Source organism: Bacillus sp. USDA818B3_A (genome assembly GCF_009928415.1).
Taxonomy (GTDB): Bacteria; Bacillota; Bacilli; order Bacillales; family Cytobacillaceae; genus Neobacillus.
On sequence record NZ_JAABNN010000003.1, the window covers coordinates 69317 to 89111 of the forward strand.

At 37.6% G+C, this 19795-nt stretch carries 14 protein-coding genes; 5 read left to right on the top strand and 9 right to left on the bottom strand.

Annotation, left to right across the window (positions count from 1 at the left end):
- Window positions 1–168 precede the first annotated feature (168 nt).
- A complete protein-coding gene (locus GXK58_RS06535) occupies window positions 169–3579 on the bottom strand; it encodes a hypothetical protein (RefSeq protein ID WP_160721034.1) in 3411 nt (1136 codons plus the stop codon).
- A 187-nt stretch (window positions 3580–3766) separates the two neighbouring features.
- On the opposite strand from GXK58_RS06535, the gene GXK58_RS06540 reads away from it, so the two are divergent.
- Window positions 3767–4243, top strand: a complete 477-nt coding sequence (locus GXK58_RS06540) for a hypothetical protein (RefSeq protein WP_160721036.1) — start codon at window positions 3767–3769, stop codon at window positions 4241–4243.
- A gap of 30 nt (window positions 4244–4273) precedes the next feature.
- Here GXK58_RS06540 and GXK58_RS06545 read toward each other — a convergent pair whose 3' ends face one another.
- A complete protein-coding gene (locus GXK58_RS06545; RefSeq protein WP_160721038.1) occupies window positions 4274–4792 on the bottom strand; it encodes an HD domain-containing protein in 519 nt (172 codons plus the stop codon).
- Window positions 4793–4912: 120 nt separating this feature from the next.
- Entirely contained in the window at window positions 4913–6871 is a 1959-nt protein-coding gene (locus tag GXK58_RS06550; RefSeq protein ID WP_160721040.1) for an LTA synthase family protein, read from the bottom strand.
- Window positions 6872–7370: 499 nt separating this feature from the next.
- On the opposite strand from GXK58_RS06550, the gene GXK58_RS06555 reads away from it, so the two are divergent.
- Together GXK58_RS06555 and GXK58_RS06560 are read left to right on the top strand one after the other, a co-directional pair.
- Window positions 7371–7559: a hypothetical protein gene (locus GXK58_RS06555; RefSeq protein WP_160721042.1), complete on the top strand. Its 189-nt coding sequence runs from the start codon at window positions 7371–7373 to the stop codon at window positions 7557–7559.
- Between the two features lie 69 nt (window positions 7560–7628).
- Entirely contained in the window at window positions 7629–7808 is a 180-nt protein-coding gene (locus tag GXK58_RS06560) for an H-type small acid-soluble spore protein (RefSeq protein WP_160721044.1), read from the top strand.
- 73 nt (window positions 7809–7881) lie between these two features.
- On the opposite strand, the gene GXK58_RS26975 is transcribed toward GXK58_RS06560, so the two are convergent.
- The 3 genes from GXK58_RS26975 to GXK58_RS06570 form a co-directional block, all read right to left on the bottom strand.
- The gene (locus GXK58_RS26975; protein ID WP_202171308.1) at window positions 7882–8043 is read right to left on the bottom strand and encodes a hypothetical protein; all 162 of its coding nucleotides are present in this window, start codon (window positions 8041–8043) and stop codon (window positions 7882–7884) included.
- 96 nt (window positions 8044–8139) lie between these two features.
- A complete protein-coding gene (locus GXK58_RS06565) occupies window positions 8140–9291 on the bottom strand; it encodes an acyl-CoA dehydrogenase family protein (protein ID WP_160722129.1) in 1152 nt (383 codons plus the stop codon).
- Between the two features lie 344 nt (window positions 9292–9635).
- Window positions 9636–10973, bottom strand: coding sequence for a TrkH family potassium uptake protein (locus tag GXK58_RS06570; protein WP_160721046.1), 1338 nt, complete (start codon window positions 10971–10973; stop codon window positions 9636–9638).
- A gap of 218 nt (window positions 10974–11191) precedes the next feature.
- Here GXK58_RS06570 and GXK58_RS06575 point away from each other — a divergent pair, with 218 nt between their 5' ends.
- Together GXK58_RS06575 and GXK58_RS06580 are read left to right on the top strand one after the other, a co-directional pair.
- Window positions 11192–12724 carry an MFS transporter gene (locus GXK58_RS06575; protein WP_160721048.1) on the top strand — a complete coding sequence of 511 codons (1533 nt, stop codon included), beginning with the start codon at window positions 11192–11194 and terminating at the stop codon, window positions 12722–12724.
- Between the two features lie 170 nt (window positions 12725–12894).
- Window positions 12895–14196, top strand: a complete 1302-nt coding sequence (locus GXK58_RS06580) for a NarK family nitrate/nitrite MFS transporter (RefSeq protein WP_160721050.1) — start codon at window positions 12895–12897, stop codon at window positions 14194–14196.
- Window positions 14197–14238: 42 nt separating this feature from the next.
- Here the strand turns inward: GXK58_RS06580 and GXK58_RS06585 are convergent, their stop codons facing one another.
- The 3 genes from GXK58_RS06585 to GXK58_RS06600 form a co-directional block, all read right to left on the bottom strand.
- Window positions 14239–15120: a LysM peptidoglycan-binding domain-containing protein gene (locus GXK58_RS06585; RefSeq protein ID WP_160721052.1), complete on the bottom strand. Its 882-nt coding sequence runs from the start codon at window positions 15118–15120 to the stop codon at window positions 14239–14241.
- A 208-nt stretch (window positions 15121–15328) separates the two neighbouring features.
- On the bottom strand, window positions 15329–17449 hold the full coding sequence (gene fdhF, locus GXK58_RS06590; RefSeq protein ID WP_337248163.1) for a formate dehydrogenase subunit alpha: 2121 nt from the start codon (window positions 17447–17449) through the stop codon (window positions 15329–15331).
- Window positions 17450–17521: 72 nt separating this feature from the next.
- On the bottom strand, window positions 17522–19672 hold the full coding sequence (locus tag GXK58_RS06600) for a PAS domain S-box protein (RefSeq protein ID WP_160721058.1): 2151 nt from the start codon (window positions 19670–19672) through the stop codon (window positions 17522–17524).
- Window positions 19673–19795 lie beyond the last annotated feature (123 nt).

The window sequence follows — 19795 nt, forward strand, 5'->3', positions numbered from 1 at the left end:
CATTTTTTCAACAGACTCATACCTATAAAGCAAAAAGAGCCTGTCAACCAATGGACATAATAATCCCTTGGTGACAGGCTCCTCCGAAAACAGTTTTATTAAGTTAATACTATTATAACAGATTCTATAATAATATTCAACACAAGGGGTGCTTTAACAGGTAAGTTACTAATCCCACTTTCTTATTTTACCAATAATGTTCATTTTAATGTAGGTGATGAAAGTGGATTCTCCCTTTTGGACTTTTTGTTTATGCCATTCATTAAAACTAGCGATTGTAATGAGGGTAAGACCTGCAATTAACAGATATGCCCACCATGGCATGTTTCCCCAATAAGGTCTTGTTTGCAGAAAGACATTTAACAATAAAACCCCTGCACCCACAAAAAAGTACGATTTTATTTGTATATACATCCCCGCCACCATTGATAACAAGGAAAGTGATCCTAATATTATCGCATCATAGATGGTATGACTCGTCATGGCATCCTGGATTAAAATCAACGATACGATCACTAATACCAGCCATTGGATCGCCTTTATAATCCTCGAAAATTTCCCATGCAGACAATGCCGAATGAAAATGACTAAGACGATGAAGGGCAGCACAGCTGCTTCACTCTGCCATAATGAAGGGATAGATATCCTGCTAATAATGGCATAATAAGGCTCTAACAAATATCCGCCTGCAGCAATGGTTATGAAAGCTGAAAATTCTGCAGGTACTCTTTTTCTTTGGAGCCATAAAGAGAGAGCAATCAGCGTACCAGGTAATACACTACTCCAAATCTGTTGACTTTCTAAAGAGTACATAAACGAGAAGTAAAATAGAGCGATTACTGTATATCCATCCATTTTGATATCCCAAAACTTAGCAGCAGGTTCCAATAGCTTTTTGTATAGGGCCTGACCTATAAGAAGTAACAGTATTCCTGCCATGGCAAAGGTAAGCATTTTTTGCGGCTCAGTCAAATCACTGACATAAGTGTATTCTACCGTGGCAATGAATGAGAATCCTAAAGGAACAAGGCAAAAAATATCCCATTTAACTTTATGCAAGTAACACAGCAGTCCAATGATATATAGGCAAGTCACCAGGTATGGAATGAAACCATACGGATAGATTACCAGCATAGAACCTATACCAATAGTTGAAAATGGTACAAGATAAAAAGTGATCCGCCTTTTAAATCCTTGATTGGTTATTAAGAACAACCCGGATATCAGCAAACTTGTAATCGGGAATTCATACCTTCCATTCATGTGGAGATTGAATTTGTCCACTCCAGTCGATATGACCAAAAATAATGTGGTAAAACTTCCGTAAAGGAAACACTTCAATTTCCATTCCACAACAGCCCATTTTGTGCTCACTGTATATCCTGCCAACGCTAATAAAAAGCTGAAGACTGAGTCTGCATGATAGACAAACCAAGTAACGGCAAGAGCAAGAGGTAAGAAAATATGGCCCACCCACGCAAACGCAGCTTCAATGTCTGGATCTTTTTTCCTCCAAAGGGCTGCAATGATTAATAAGATCATTGCGCAGACAGTTGCTACTAGCGAATTTATAACTTGGTTAAAGTAAATTTTCTCTGCTATAGCGTTTATGACAGAGAAATAAGAAAAAAGTGTCGTAACACTGATGAAATAAGGAATCCAATTTTTCCTCATCATCTTATAAAAATACGAGTACATCGCGATTCCCGACAGCATAACTATTGGCTGCACCCATGTCTGATTAATAGGACTAACCATTGAGAAAAATAGAGCCAATGTATAAAGAGCCTGAGATATAAGTAATGAACTCCTTGAAAATCCTTTTTTATTTACCTTTTCCCATACAATACTTGTTAATAAAACTATTACTGCCCCTGTTGCGAAATTAACGGCATATCCATAGTTAGAAAAATATTGAAGGGAGTTTACATTCATTTCCTCACCAAAGGCTGCAACCGACAATCCGAGGCCACTGGGCAATATCCACAATGCCGCTTCCTTTAGAAAAGCTCTTTCTTGGTATTGATGAAGCAAATAAGCTGCCACTGTTAAAAATAGGAGCATTACACCTATTTCCCACCAATAGGCAAAGGCTATCGCGCTTAATATGGCTATACCCATGATTGATAGTCCCATTTCCACTGCTGCATGCCGGATTACGAGGACATGTTTAGATATATGAACGATCCCAAATAGGATAAACAAGAGAAACCCTGTCATACATACTCTTAGAGGGAAATTGATGTCTTCGAAAGAATAAGCTGCTAAAGAAATCCCTTCATAAATAGCTGAAGATAAAAAGAGTGTACTTAAGTATGGAAAAATATTTCGGGAACTCTGACGGCATAGATAGATAAAATTCGCTGCCATGATGAGATAGGCAAGCATGAGCACTATGGCAGGCTCTCCTGAACGGAGCAAGATACCTTCTAAACTAATATAGATAAAAGCGAAGCCTGATATAATCGCACTTGTATATTGAAAAACCTTTTCCAATGAAAATCGATCATTTATTACATTAGGAACAAAGGCTATACCAAATGCTACTAATGCATAGATAATCCCCCCTGCATGTTCAAGGAAGCTATTTTCCACCAGCTGATAGGCCCCATAAACAAGCATAATAGTAAAAACGAAGTGATACTCTTTCCTGCCGGTAACATACATCATGGATAAATACACCACTGATGTTAACAGAATATTTATACTGTTGATCACTTCATAATCAAATAGAAAGAGCATAAATAGTGTCGTCAGAACTAAATTAACTTGGATATAAGGCACAAATTCTTTTATAAATATTTGGTGAACATCAATATGTTTGATTCGTCGGTAACTAACAATAAGTACCGCGTTAAAAAGCACCATACCCAAATAAAAGAAATCAACCTGTAAATGTAGTGCTGCTAGTATAAAGGCGAAGCCTATAGAAAATGAAACAAACGAAAACCAAACAAATAACCTTGAACTTAAATTCTTTGCAAATAAAATATACACGATCAGAGGCAGAAAGCTCACGAGCATTCCAAGCAGATATCTGCCTCCGCCTTGAATCGAAAGATACGTCCCTAAGAGCCCAAACCAACCTAAGGAGAGAATGAAAATAGGCAAGAATAAACTCCCAAGGACAGTAAACGCAAAAGCAGTTTTATCGATATGTAACACTCTTTTAGTAAAAAAAGCTATACCATAAAATAATAAGGAAACAATCGCAATCGAGCCGCTTTTCATAGCACCTGTCATTGATTCCCAATTACTCGTGGCCACAAATAATCCACCGATTAATAGGAAGATAACTCCTATATTTAACGACCAAGTGATGTTTCTTTCCCGAATCTCTTCAGGTGTCAGTGTCTTTTTGACCTTAACCGGTTTTGAAGAAACTACAGGCATTGGTTTGATATCGCTTGATTTTATTTTGATGAGGGGCTCCTCATCTTTTATTACATCTAGATGGAATTGATCGTGTGCCTTTGAAATGGTCTCAAATAATGCTTCAGAAAGATATCCGCCTTCTTTTAACTTGGATAACTCATCTCTAAATATTCTTTTTCTCTCTTCCCTTATATTAGGATCCATTTAAACTCCCCCCATTGGAATAAGATGTTAATTATGTATTTTTTACACTATTATCCATATAGTGTAATTTTACACCATTTTAATAAATTTTCAACACTTTTCATTTATTTAAATATAATCAGATTTACGTTTGGGAAAAATATCTGTATGATAAGAGAATATTTGTTACACACAAAAGGAGTAGTATATGCTGACATTTAATGAAAAATTAGCGATTATTGAATCATATCCACAATTAGAGAGAAAAGATGTTTCTCTAAAACGTGTTAATTTCCAGTTTCCAGAAAGTATTTCTGACAAGAAAAACATTGTTTATCACCTTCATCCAAATGGCAATGGTTTTGTGTATGCAGGGCACTTGGATCAATATGAAACAGATGAAAAAGGAATGGTTAATATCCGTGATTTTACGTCTGAAGAATTAAAGAGGCTTTTAACTGCATCCATTACAGCGCTATCGCCATTAGAAAAAGAAACAAATGAGGAAGCAATCATTGGTGATCTAAAAGAGGAACGCTGGGTCGACAATGAGGGAAATGTTCTCATTTTACTCAATGAGAATGAAGTGTGGAATATATATTTTGGATTGAACCTTGATGAAAGCTTTGATACATATGAAGAAGCTGTAAACTTCATGCGGGAAGAAGGCTTTTCACCTAAATAAGTTTAGAGGCAGTGCTCTGCACTGCCTCTTTTATTCGGGATTATATTCATGATCAATTAACTGGTCTAAACGAATGATACTATCTCTGGCACGATCATAATCAATTGTTCGGTAATGATGCATTCCACCCTCTTCTTCATCCTTTTCGTCAGCCCATTTCACTACCTGCTGTAAAGGTGTCCTAACGATATCATTCGAAGGTAAAAAGGAATCCGTATGAAAAAGAATGGCAAGTGCGATTGACTTTGCCTTTATGGGGTTTTCACCAAGACGGATTAAAAGTTTATGAGCCCGCTCCGCACCCTTAATTGGATGGATATCATTCTGCTTATACAGGTCATAATCCCACTTTCCGTTCTTATACCACGTATAGTGACCCATATCATGTAGAAGTCCTGCTTTAACAGCAATATCAATATCAAGCTGATGTTCCTTACTCAAATGAAAAGCATGGTACGCTACCGCAATCGCATGGGCTAGTCCTGAGCGGTTTAAATATTTCTGTGCAATGCGGTGTTCAAAAATATCCAATAAAGTTACATCTCTCATGCGATCCACTCCTGCCTGTTTCTGAATGTATTTCACTTATTATATGCTAACCTGTCCGAAATGGCTATTCCTTTAGTTCTTTCATGGACAAAAAAGGAGAAGGACCAGGTCCTTCTCCTTTTAATTACTATCTTCAGTTGTTTTTGTAGTTTTTCCTTTTGGGCCTAAATATTCATAGTCATTTGGATTAATTGAGGTATAACCCTCAGGCTGATAAAACCTTAATAAATCTTTATAAACGACTTCATCAGACATTTGTAATTCTGTTTTTACCTTTTCATCTATGGTCTTACAAAGGGTATTATCCTCTAATAGTTCAGTCGTTTCATAAGAGTAACACTTTTCATTTAGTTGAATTCCATCAGATGAAACAAAATCACCATTTCTGAATAACGCCCAATTACGATGATCTTTAGATAATAGGTCAGAACCAAATTCCATGTAATCCTTCGTATCAACACCTAATAAATGAAGAACGGTTGGACGAACGTCTACCTCGCCGCCAATTTGATGCTGAACTCCGCCTTTTACTCCAGGTACATGAATAAATAAAGGTACTCGCTGTAATTTTGCATTAATCGCTGGGGTAATTTCATCCACACCCAACACTTTTGCCATTGCTTCATTATGATTTTCAGAAATACCATAATGATCACCGTACATGACAATAACTGTGTTATCATATAAACCATTTGCCTTTAGATCATTAAAGAACTGCTCAAACGCCTGATCCATATAATGGGCTGATTGGAAATATTGATTAACAACCGTATCACCAGTATCACCAGCAGGGAAATCCGTATCCTCTGGATCCATTTCAAATGGAAAATGGTTAGATAATGAAATAAATTTCGTATAAAAAGGCTGTTTTAAGCTGTTTAGTAAAGGAATGGATTCCTTAAAGAATGGTTTATCTTTCATTCCATAGTTTTTAGTGTTCTCGTCTGTCATGTTATAATATTCCGCATCAAAAAATTGATCATACCCAAACGCCTTATAAATTACGTTTCTATTCCAGAATGTTTTATAGTTCCCATGGAATACAGCTGACGTGTATCCCTGTCCTTTTAGAATAGACGGCATAGCTTGGTATGTGTTCTGCGCCTTATTTACAAACACAGCGCCTTGTGCCATCGGATATAAGGAGTTTTCCATTAAGAATTCAGCATCCGATGTCTTCCCCTGGCCGGTTTGATGGTAGAAATTATCAAAGTAGAAGGTACTGCCATCATGTACCAAAGAATTCAAGAAAGGTGTTACCTCTTGTCCGTCTGGCATCTTATAATCAATCATAAAGCTTTGGAAAGACTCCATTGAAATATAAAGAACGTTCATTCCCTTTGCCTTACCAAAATAGACAGGATTTGGCGCTGCATAATTGGCTTTACGGTAGTTCTCTACGTCAGTAATATCACTGCTGTCAGCTAATGCACGCTGACTGGATGATTTAATATTTTGGATTACATCATAAATCGTAAAGTTGTACGCACCCAAATATTTGACTAAATAGTTGCGGTCAAAAGAACGTGTTAATAATTGCGGACGGTCCTTTTCCGCTAATCCTAAGTTAAAAAGGAAGGTGGTGATTGCAAACAATAGAACAATTTTATAAGACTTTCTATTCGTTACCGTCACTTTTTTGAAGAGCGTAAATGCTAAAACAATTAAAATGATTGTATCGAGAAAGTAAAAAATATCTAATGGTGACATCAATGATAATGCACTATCACCTAATTGCCCGGCATTTGTTTTAGTTTGCATTAATACCGGTACAGTAATGAAGTCATTGAAAAAGCGATAATAGGCAATATTAGCGTAAAGCAAAAATGATAAAATGAAATTGATTATGATCATTACCATCTTTGTACGTTTCTTAAAGAGCAAGGCCAGACCGAGAAAGAATAGCGCGGAGCTCAGTGGATTTATTAATAACAAAAATTTCTGCAGGTTATTATCAATTCCTAAGTTGAATTCAATTTGATAGGCCGCATATGTTTTAATCCAGAATAGAAAAACGGCAATTACAAAGAATGAAATATGACTGTTATTTATTGTTTTAGGTAATCTAATTTTACTCATAACAAAAATTCTCCTCTCACTTACCAATAGCTCCGGTAAACGAACCTCAATTACTATAACACACTTTCTAAAAAATTTAAAACATAAAACATGTCATTTTATGTATTGTTTCTTACAATAAAGATGAACTGTTTTTTTGTATATCACAAGATTAGACTACAAAATCCCCTTACCTGTCCATTTAATAATTTCTCCTTTATATTATGACAGTTACTTGTTGGACATGACTGTCCATTCCTCAAATATATAAGACGATGACCAAGTTGTTTTGGTTTCAAAATAATAAATTTTTTTATGTTATTTAAGTTTGTCACATTATTTCACCTATCATAAACCTGAACAAACAAGGGTGGCAATATGAATATAGACTTATCTTTTACGGATTAGTTTCCGAATAATTATATAATTATTGGTAAGCATATTCTAAATGGAAGGTATGGATAGCATTCTGTTTATACCCCCACAATGAGTAGTAACAGTCTGATAAGGATGTGAATTTATGCCTAGAACGAGACCGGAGTTTACAAAAAGTCCGTATTTTGTTGATGAACCAGGAAATTGGCATTTAAAAGCCGGCGCACCTAAAAAAATGCAGGCAGAACTAGATAATTACCTTCAGAGTCTAGAGAATCTCGATGAGGATGGAACTATAAACGGAAACCAGATCGATATATATTCCACTCACTAATATATAATAGAAGAAAACGGTTACAATATATACGTACCCACTACTTTACTAAAAAAAGGAGTGAGAAACTTGAATGAAAACCGAATAAGACAAATTCTGTCCTCATCAGCTGATATTGAAGTAAAATATAATGGTACATCTGTTTGGATCGATCAGCTAAACGAAGACGGAAAAACAGCCACAGTCCATTTACGCGGACCGCTTGAAGAGCGGACCATTGTAGAAATCCATGAACTAGTGGAAGACTAACTAAAAGATACAATAAGGCCATCTTTTCATTGGAAAAGATGGCCTTATTGTTCTTGACTATAAATCGGTAAGCTTAGAGCATATCTTCATTTTCTTTTTCTATTTCACTTGGCTGCGGCTGCTCTTGTTGAACGATGGTGCCTAAAACCTCACGATTATATTTTCCAGCGTCCTTACCTGCTCCAGGGGTAATATTCGCCATCGGGAGCTGTTCTAATTCTTTACCTCTTGGCAATTTTCCTCACTCCTTTCGCTTAAGGTACCCATAGAAACACATATATAACCAGCTACTATTTGGAATCCTTTTAAGAGGCTAACAAAGGTATGTGAGTTATTCGTTCTTAAGAATGCTTTCTCGTACTAAAAGCTCCATTGTCATATCATCCATTGGCGGATTATGGAGACCAGCCCTTACGTCACGGTAATATCGCTGAAGCGGATTTTGAATGGATAAACTTTTCGCGCCTACAATTCTCATTGCCAAATCAACAATCGATAGCGCTGCATTTGTTACTGTTAACTTAACAGCACCCAGAACAGAAAGCATTTTTTCCCTTTCCTCTTCCGATGAGGTATCCCATTGTCTAGCAACGGAATATAAAAAGGACTCTGCTTGCATAATCTTTAATTCCATTTCACCAATTTTCTGCCTTACATTTGGTAAATCGATAATTGTCCCACTGATACTATTAGGAGAATATTCTTTTGCAAATTGAATGGCATACCTTTGCGCCGCTCTTGCAATTCCAAGATAACAAGCAGGAATATGAAGGAGCCAGCCGTTTGCCTTTCTACTATGAGGATTTGGCCTTTCGACCATATATTCTTCTGGAACCGCCACGTGCTCAAGGATTAAATCATGGCTTCCTGTTCCTCTAAGGGCAATACTATCCCATGTTTCTTCGATTTTCACTCCCGCAGTCCCTCTTGGGATTAGAAAGTTAGCTGTCTCGTTCGTATCCTTTAGCGTCGCATTAACAATAAAGTAATCTAATACTGGAGCCATTGTTGTAAAGGTTTTTCTCCCTGATATAACCCAGTTTTGGCCTCTTTTTTCGGCATTGGTCTCAGGTCTTCCTCCACGTGTCGGACTGCCTGTTTTAGGTTCCGTCTGTGCACTGTTAATCAAAGCACCATTGTTTACTTCTTCACACAAAAATTTATATATAGAACCGCTCCAGACATTTTTCTCATGAAGATTCATAATAATCCCCATATGCCAGCCAATGGAAAGCGCAGTAGCCCCGTCCCCTTCCGCAATCATTTCTTGCAGACGTACGAGTTCATATAAAGAAATCTCCTTTCCTCCATATTTGCCAGGGACTGATAGAGAGGTATAACCGGTTCTTTTTAAATCCTCGATATTTTCAAAGGGGAACGAGCCTTCTATATCCACTTTATGTGCTCTTGATAAGAACTGTTTAGATAGAGACCTCATGAGGTCCAGTCGCCCTTCAAATGTATCAATTTGTGAAAAGTTCATCATAGTCACTCCTATTTGTAAGCCGTATGGTTGATTTCTTAAATTTTAACACAATCATTCCTTAAATACTGAACAAGTAGTTTTACTAAAACTTTTTTATTGCTCTGAACCTAGTCTGTTGATTTCCGTTCCAGGTGCTTCGCTTTCCGCGGGCGTGCCGGGGAGCCTCCTCGTCGCATACGCTCCTGCGGGGTCTCCCCTGCCCCGTACTCCCGCAGGAGTCTGCGCGCCTTCCACTCCAATCAACAGAGCGGAAATATTAAAGGTAGAACTTTGTACAATAAAGGCTGCCTCAAAAAAGTCGTGATTCAACGACCTTTTAAGGCAGCCTCTTCTCTAGAAGTTTATCCAATCATAATCTTTCCTTTAGGATACCGGAACGGATCAGGGTTTCTCCTCATGGCAACTGCATAGGCTATTGTTAATGGTCCAACTCTGCCGGCAAACATAGTAAAGATAATTAATCCCTTTCCGATCGGGGATAATTCGGGTGTCAAGCCCATTGACAGTCCCACGGTTGCAAACGCAGATGTAGCTTCAAAAAGAAGGACTAAAAAATCGTGTCCATGTTCGGTTATCGTCAATAATAGTGTTATAAAAATAACAAGGAACAATCCACTCAATGTGACCGTTAGTGCCTTATAAATGGTACTATATTCTATCCGCTGGCGATAAAAAGTAACATCTTCCTTTCCACGTATTTGGGACCAAACGGCACCAAGTAATGTAGCGAAGGTTGTGGTTTTAATTCCTCCCCCTGTAGATCCAGGAGAAGCACCGATAAACATCAACAGAATTATTAATAAAATACTGGATTGAGTAAGAGCTCCAATATTCAGCGTATTTGCCCCTGCTGTTCTAGCTGTGACTGATTGAAACAGGGAGCCGAGTATTTTTCCTGACAGGGATAATGGCTTTAATGTCATTTGATTTGAATACTCTAATAAAAAGATCCCAATTGTGCCCACTAATAAAAGGATTGCACTTGTACAGAGGACAATCTTTGTATGCAGGGAAACTCTTTTTATCGTGTGATACTCATAGAGTTCATTCATTACTATGAAGCCAATCCCACCTAAAATGATTAATAAACAAACCGTTAGAGTAACAGCAGGGTCATCCACATAATCGGTTAAACTGTGGAATTCTCCCATTAAATCAAATCCAGCATTATTAAAATTAGAAATAGAATGAAAGATGCCAAAATAAATGGCCTTCTTTAAAGACATGTCAAAGGAAAAACGAATCGATAATATAAGTGCCCCAGTTAATTCAATGACAGCGCTAAAAATTAATATCCTTTTCGCTAACTTAACAATTTCCTCCATTGATAAATTATTCAAGGATTCCTGAAGCAAGATTCTCTCCTTTAATGATATTTTTTTCCCTAATATCAAGGCAAAAAAAGTGGCAAACGTCATAAATCCAAGTCCTCCGACTTGAATCAACGTAAGGATAACAATCTGGCCAAATATAGTGAAAGTTGTACCCGTATCTACAACAACAAGACCTGTAACACACGTCGCTGATGTTGCAGTAAATAATGCATTTAAAAAAGACAATCCTTGTCCATTCGTGGTTGCAGCCGGGAGAGTTAACAAACAAGCTCCAATCAAAATAATGACAGAAAAACCCAACACAAGGATTTTAGGAGGATCAAAAAAGGTCTTTTTCTGTTTCATAATATCCTTCCTATCCAGACTCTTAATTTTTGAAAAAAATTAAACTATATATAAATTATGGAGGTGTTTGATTACATATTACAGGAAGAATATACTACTATGTTTAATATCTGTAAATTTTTTCACTAGCAGTGTTGAACCTCACTGTCTCCAATAATATTGTAGTTTATAATACATAGGAAAATACTATATGGAACAGCTTCACAGGGGGATGAAAAATGAAACTGGGTACAAGACAACTATTTATTCAAACGAGTAGTCTGGTTGCAGGGTTTATGGTATGGGTAATTATTTCTTCACTTATGCCTTTTATTAATGAAGAAATGCATTTAACATCGACTGAAATAGCTTGGGCAACGGCTGTTCCCGTTATACTTGGATCTCTTCTAAGAGTTCCGATAGGCTATTGGACAAACAAATATGGAGCACGAAAATTATTTAGCACAAGCTTTTTCATATTACTCATTCCTATTGTGATCATAAGTTACTCTAATAATTTATTCATGTTAATCATCGGCGGCTTATTACTTGGAATTGGCGGTGCGATTTTTTCCATTGGAGTTACTTCTTTACCAAAATATTTTGGGAAAACAAAACATGGATTGATCAATGGTTTTTATGGAGCTGGAAATATCGGAACGGCAATCACCTCCTTCCTCGCCCCTTTCCTAGCAAATACTTTCGGGTGGAGAAATACGGTTAAGCTTTATCTTATTTTAATGCTTTTATTCGCCATCTTGAATATCTTATTTGGCGACAAACATGAACGAAAAATCAGCAACTCCTTATCCACACAGATTAAGGGAGTTTATAAAAATCCAAAATTATGGGTCCTAAGTTTATTTTACTTTATTACATTTGGTTCTTTTGTTGCGTTCACTATCTATTTGCCATCCTTTTTAGTTACCCAATTTGAATTAGATAAACTAGATGCTGGAATTCGAACGGCTGGTTTTATTGCTCTGGCAACTTTTTTTCGGCCAGTCGGCGGCTGGCTGGGTGATAAAATCAATCCATATTTGATCCTGATGGGTGTTTTCTTTAGTTTGACTTTTGCTGGCTTTTTATTATCATTCACCCCGTCCTTACCTATATACTCGTTTGGATGTTTATTAGTTGCTTTATTTGCGGGGTTAGGAAATGGGGCCATTTTTAAATTAGTCCCTTTATACTTTTCAAAAGAAGCAGGGATTGTCAATGGAATTGTCTCTGCTATGGGGGGATTAGGCGGATTTTTTCCGCCAGTAATCCTAACCATCTTCTTTAACTGGACGGGTCACTATGCAATCGGTTTTATGTCTCTTTCAGAGTTCTCATTAGCGAGTCTTGTGATCGTCATTTGGTTACTTTATCAAGATAAGCTCGAACTTTCACAAAAAATCGTCAACCACGCGATTGATGGAATATGCATTACCGATGCAAATGGTATCATTCAGAATGTTAATCCGGCCTTTTCGAAGATTACTGGTTATAGGCTTGAAGAAGTGATAGGGAAAACACCAAGTGTTCTTCAATCCGGTGAACATGACAATGACTATTACCGGACCATGTGGGAGGATCTACTATCGAAAGGATATTGGGAAGGGTTTATTTGGAATAAACGCAAAAATAATGAAGTATATAAAGAATGGCTTACCATCACTGCCATTAAGGATGATGCCGGAGAGGTTAAAAACTATGTTGGCATGTTTTACGAGCCCAAAGATCGATCCAATGAAAATGATGAATATACAAGAAATCCTCAAGCCTGAGGATTTCTTTTTTTTGATAAATATTACAACTTTTTGTCTAGTTAGTCGTGTTCACATTTCCTTCACTACTTTTGTGACGTTCGTCACAAAAGTGAGTTCACTATGTAGTTTATAGTAATAACACAAGCAACACCACACGATAAATTAACTATTATTTAGGGGGAATTCAAATGGCCCGAATTAATTATTGGAACCCGGAAGATGAAAAGTTCTGGAGCACTGAAGGAAAAAAACACGCACAAAGGAATTTATGGATTTCTGTACCATCTCTTATGCTTGCTTTTATTGTTTGGCAGATATGGTCTGTAGTAGCTGTGAGACTTAATGATGTTGGCTTTCATTTTACAGAGGGACAATTATTAACACTGGCAGCTATCCCAGGACTTGTCGGTGCAACACTGCGTTTTATTTATACCTTTGCAGTTGGACTTTTTGGAGGGAAAAACTGGACAGTAATCTCTACAGCCATTCTAGCAATACCAGCTGTCGGCATCGGATTTGCAGTCCAAAATCCTGATACACCTTATTCAGTTATGTTACTACTGGCGGCACTTTGCGGTCTTGGCGGAGGAAACTTCTCGTCTTCATCAGCTAATATTAGCTACTTCTTTCCTAAAAAAGAAAAAGGCACCGCTCTTGGCATCAATGGTGGATTAGGAAACATGGGAGTTTCAGTTGTACAATTTGTTACTCCATTAATTATTACTTCAGGAACATTTGCTTTAGTGGGCGGCAAACAGGTTGCAGCTAACGGTCAGTCGCTTTGGTTACAAAATGCAGCTTTTATTTGGGTAATACCTATTGCCATTATGACCATACTTGCGATTTTTAAAATGGATAATGTCCCGGGTGCAAAGCAATCATTTGCAGATCAGTTTGTTATTGTAAAACGTAAGCATACTTGGATTATGACTGTCCTATATGTATCAACATTCGGTTCATTTATTGGATATTCTGCGGCATTCCCGCTGCTATTAAGATCACAATTTCCTGAACATCTTTCACTTGCTTTCCTTGGTGCTTTAGTTGCTGCAGCAGCTAGACCTGTTGGCGGCTGGCTGGCAGATAAGCTTAGCGGCGCAAAAGTGACTGCGTTTGTATTAGTTATCATGAGTATTGGTGCAGCAGGTGTTATATTTTTCCTAAATGGCAAACAATTTAATGGATTCTTGTTCTCGTTCTTAATCCTTTTCTTAGCATCAGGGATCGGTTCCGGTTCCACGTTCCAAATGATTCCGAACATTTTCATTCCAAAAGAAGCCGCATCTGTTATTGGATTCTCAGCTGCATTTGCTGCTTATGGATCATTCTTTATCCCTAAGCTGTTCGGATGGTCTATTAATGCAACTGGTACTTACGTAACTGCTTTCTATTTCTTCATTGGGTTCTATGTGATTTCATTCGTATTAAACTGGTTCTTCTACCAAAGAAAAGTTACAGTTACAAACCCTGTAGTAAAACAAGCAAGTTAAACAAACACAAAAACTGCCTAACGCTTAAGTTAGGCAGCTTTTTTAGTCTATTATTTTGACTGTGATGTGTTTATTTCCCCACTCTAATGCCTCTTGTTCTGTGGCAATAAATACATCAATTCTATTTCCCTTAATGGCACCGCCTGTATCTGCCGCAGTTGCCACTCCGTAACCCTCTACATATACTTTACTGCCAAGTGGAATAACTTTAGGATCAACGGCGATTACTTTAGCGTCTGGATTTGCTTTTAAGTCTACACCTGTTGCGGTTGTACCAGAACATCCTTCGCAAGAAGCTGTATAGGCGGTAGCTTTAACCGTAATTTCCTTTGAATTATCTTCTTCCGTACTTTCTGCTTTAACTGCTGGTGTAACCGGAGCTTTTGAGGCAGGCTTGCTTTCTGAAACTGGTTCAGCAGGCTCAGCTTCGGGAGCTGATTCCTGTTTAACAGTCTTATTCGGTTCGGATTTTGTTACAATTGAGTTTGCAACCGGTTCTTCCAAATTACTTACTTCGGTATTATCCTCATTAGTATCGGATTTCTCTTTATTCTTAACACTTTCCGTTACCTCATCATAAATAACTAGTTCCAAACCTGGATGGATAAGATCCGTATTTAATTTATTCCATTCTTTTATTTGGTTTACTTGTACTTGGTATTTTAATGCAATAGCACTTAGTGTATCATCCTGTTGGACTGTAATTTGTTTTTCAGTCGCAATCGTCAATACATCTCCCGGGTGAATGAGGTCAGTAGAAAGATGATTCCAGTTTTGAATATCTTCTACAGATGTATTATGTACTTGCGATAGATCCCAAAGGGTATCCCCTTCCTGGACCGTTATTTCTTCCGCATGTACATTAGCGCCTACAGCCCCTGAGAGTGCAGCAACTGCTAGGAATGCTTTTATTTTTTTGATCATTTCTATATCCTCCCATGTTCTTCGTTGCTAACTTGTTCTCATCATAACACGAATTTTTCTGAGGAAAAGAACAGGGAGATGTTAATTGGTTTACAAGAATGGCAATTATATTACAATAATATTTCCTTAAGGTAAGAATATTCTGTTAATAAACCATAAAAAAAATAGTGCAGAATACTTATCTGCACTACTTTTTCGAAATGATATTTTATGAGACCTTTGAAATGGCAACTGCACATGCTTTGTACTCAGCTGTCCCTGAGATTGGGTCATATTCATTTAATGTTAATACATTTGTAGGCGTTTCACTCCAATGGAAACTCATAAATACCAGTCCTGGGACTACTTGTTCCGTAATTTTTGCCTTAACCTGAAGTTCTCCTCTTCTCGAACGTACTTGTACAAGCTCACCATCTTCTATCCCTAATGCACCTGCATCTTCCGGATGAATATCAACCGTCTCTTCTGTTTGTTTTATCTTAACTCCTGCAGCATAATAACGGGTTTGTGAATGAGTATTATAGGACTCATACCGCCTGCCAGTTGTTAGCGTAAACGGATATTCTTGATCTGGAAGTTCTAAAGGCTCCGTATATTCGACCGGAACAAACGGAGCTTTTTTCATTTCAGCCTCTGGTTTATGAAAACGCTCATGCAGAATGAAAGTACCTGGATGATTCTCCTCAGGACATGGATAGTGAATACTATACAAATTATCTAATCGTTTATAGGAAATCCCTCCATACACTTCCCAAGCAAGCTTTCTTACTTCATCCCAGATTTCTTCACTATTTTTATAATGCATTGGATAACCCATTAAAGAGGCAAGTTCACAAAGAATCTCCCAATCTTCCTTCGTATTTGGATGGGGTTCGACAGCCTTACGTACCCGCTGGATTCTTCGATCTGTATTGGTATAGGTTCCATCCACCTCTCCCCAAGAACGGGCGGGCAGAACGACATCTGCCAGTTGGGCCGTTTCAGTTAAGAAAATGTCCTGGACAATCAATAAATCCAGTTTTTCTAATAATTTTTTTGTATGATTCATATGAACATCTGCTAATAGGGGATTTTCTCCTATTATATAAAGACCTTTTAATTCACCCATCTCAAGGCGGTCAAAGGTACGGGTTTGCGTATCACCAGGGTGCGGATTTAGTTTGACCCCCCAATGATCTTCATATCTGGCACGGAACTCATCATTTGCTAGACTCATTGCACCCGCCAGCTGATTAGGAAGACATCCCATATCACCTGCGCCTTGTACATTGTTCTGCCCTCTTAAAGGCATGATCCCTGTACCTGGTTTACCTATGTTTCCTGTTAGGAGAGCTAGATTAGCGATATCAAACACATTGTTTACTCCACAGTGGTGTTCTGTAATTCCTAGTGTATAGGCTATCATAGAGCCGCTTGATGCTGCATACTCTCTGGCCGTCGTTACAATATCTTCAGCCGAAACACCTGTAATCTCCGCTGCATACTCAGGGGTATAAACTTCTACCTGATTAGCTAACCGTTCAAAGTCGATGGTTAATTCTTTAATAAAATGTGGATCGTAAAGACCTTCTTTAAGAATAACCCGAATAAAGGCATTAAGGAGAGCAATATCTGTCCCTACATTAATCTGCAGGTGCCGGTGAGCTGATTTCACCATATCTATTTTTCGTGGATCTATAACAATCATTTTTAATCCTGATTTAACAGCCTTCTTAATTCGATTCGCAATAATCGGATGGGCATCTGTTGTGTTTGACCCCATTAGAAGCAGTACTTCTGCTTTATCAAAATCTTCTAAAGTATTGGTTGGGGAACCGCTTCCAAAAATAGTTGCCAGACCGGCAACACTTGGTGCGTGTCACGTTCGGTTACATCCATCGATATTATTACTATGGATTACCGCCCTCATAAACTTTTGTGTAATATAATTAGATTCATTTGTACTTCGTGCACATGCAAACATGCTTATCGCATTAGGACCCCAAGTGGTTTTAATCGCGGAAAGTTTATCAGCAATAAACTGATATGCCTCCTCCCATGTAGCTTCAACAAGCTGTCCTGCTTTTCGGATAAGTGGTGAATGTAATCGGCTTTTTGCATGAACATATTCATATGCAAATGCCCCTTTAACGCACGTTTGTCCTTTATTAACTGGAGCTTCCTTATCCCCGCGGATTTTCACTATTTTATTATCGGCCACTTCTAAAACAAGGCCACAGCCAGTTCCACAATAGCCGCATATTGTTTTAACATGCTTCCTATCTGTCACTACTATCCCTCCCCCATAAATGATATTCCTTCTATAACCATCATAGTCGATATTCATCATTTGTAGATTCGAAATTATTAAAATTTTTCGAAGGAAAATTTTAGGAACAAAAAAACGAGAGGAAACTCTCGTTTAAGCAATTTTTGCAGGTAATAAAATATTAAAGGTTGTTCCTTTATTGGGTTCGCTTTCCACAAAGACTCTGCCATTATGACTTTCAATAATTTTAAAGCTTACCATTAGGCCTAAGCCGTTCCCATTTTTCTTTGTAGTGAAAAATGGCTCTCCCAGTTTCTTTAGTTTTTCTTTTGGAATACCTACGCCCGAATCTTGGATGGAAATTTGTACGTTATTATCATGAATAACTGTTTTAACCTGGAGATCCCCGCCATTTGGCATGGCCTCAATTCCATTTTTAATAAAATTTAGAAATACTTGCTTTAACCGATTTTCATCGCATTCAATTTGAATAATCTCTTCGTTACAATCAAATGACAACCGAACATTCTTTTTCCTGGCTTCAAATTCAAGCAGTGAAACCACATTACGAATGACTGGAACGACATTCTTTTCCTCTAATTCAACCGCTTTTGGCTTTGCTAATACCATGAAGTCTTCAACTATGGTATTTACACGTTCAATCTCATCTAAAATAATATTCAGAAATTCCATCCGTTCAGGATCTTTTTCATCTAACTGCAAGAATTCCGCATATCCTTTCATCGAAGTCAGCGGATTACGGATCTCATGCGCAACACCAGCAGCCAGCTGTCCTACTGCAGCAAGTTTATCTTGACGATGAAGTACCTCTTCGGTTTTCTTCCTCTCTGTTATATCGTTACGAATCGCCAGATATTGATAGGGTTTACCGTGTTTATTTAAAAACGGAACGATGGTCGTATCTACCCAGTAATAGGTTCCGTCCTTTGCTTTATTCCTTAGTTCACCCTTCCATACTTGACCAGAACCAATCGTCTTCCATAAATTTTTAAAAAATTCCTTAGAATGATAGCCCGAATTAAGAATCCGATGATCCTTCCCAATGATTTCTTCACGGCTATACTTTGAAATTTCACAGAACTTATCGTTTACATTTGTTATTTTTCCTTTTTCATCCGTAAAAGCGACAATGGATGATTGATCTAAGGCAAATTTTATATCTTCATTCTCTTTAATCATTTCTTTCAGATGCTCTTCCGCCCTTTTTCGATCAGAAATATCCGACCGGATTGCAATGTATTGGACAGGTTTACCTTTTTTATTCAGAAATGGAACAATAGTCGTATCCACCCAATAAAACGTACCATCCTTCGCTTTGTTCCGAATCTCACCACGCCATATCTTTCCTGTCTCGATGGTTTTCCATAGATTTTCAAAGAACTCTTTCGAATGATAGCCGGAATTGATGATGCGATGTGTCTTCCCAATAATCTCTTCTTTATTATATTTAGAAATTTCCTCGAATTTATCATTTACAAATGTGATAATGCCCTTATTGTCGGTAATGGCCACAATTGTCGAGGCATCAAGTGCTGCTTTAATATCCTTGAGGTTTGTATCCGTAGTGGCCAATTGTTTACTAATTAACATACTTGAAATAATTAGCCCGCCAATGATTAATAATGAAACAAATAAAACCAAAAAGATAAAGAACGGGCTATCTGCTTGGTTCCCCGATAAAGCTCCGCTCATGGTAACCGCCGCTCTTTTTAATAGGAAGTGCCCTTCGGCAATAGCTGTCGTTATAATGATTGCACTAATTGGTTTGAGCCAAATCTGATTCGCTTGTGAATAGCTGGATGAAAAAAGAATCCATAATGATAATAAAAAAGAACCATAAATTAAACATATGGAAAAAATCATTAGACCAACATTATATTCGATATTTACATTCATTGAATATAAACCAATGATCTGTATTGCCATAACCGCAAGGGTTAAGAATAAACTTCCAACTAACAAATGATAGATCGTTATGTTTTTACCAAAAAACCAAAGAAAGGCCATTCCAGTGAAAGCAATTCCTATAAATATGGAAAGAATCGTTAGTGGAATATGATAGCTTGCAAACCTGCTTGCGTCTGCTGAAATTAACGCCATGAAGTTCATTACCCATATCCCAATCCCCATGGATAGCGTCCCGCCTAAGAACAAAAGCCTTTTGTTCTGGTTTGAGGATCGTATCAAAGTAAACATGTCAAGTGCTGTATATGATGCCATGATCGTTAGACCTATAGCGATAAAGATAAAATATGGATGAAAAATTCCAAACATTACACTCATTAACCTGCATCCCCCCGATGCGACAAATTATTTTCTACTACGATTGTAATGTAAATTAAAAGGTTATGGAAGTAAATATTTTCATGCCTTCCCCTTATTTTTAACCCGTTTGTGCTCCTCATC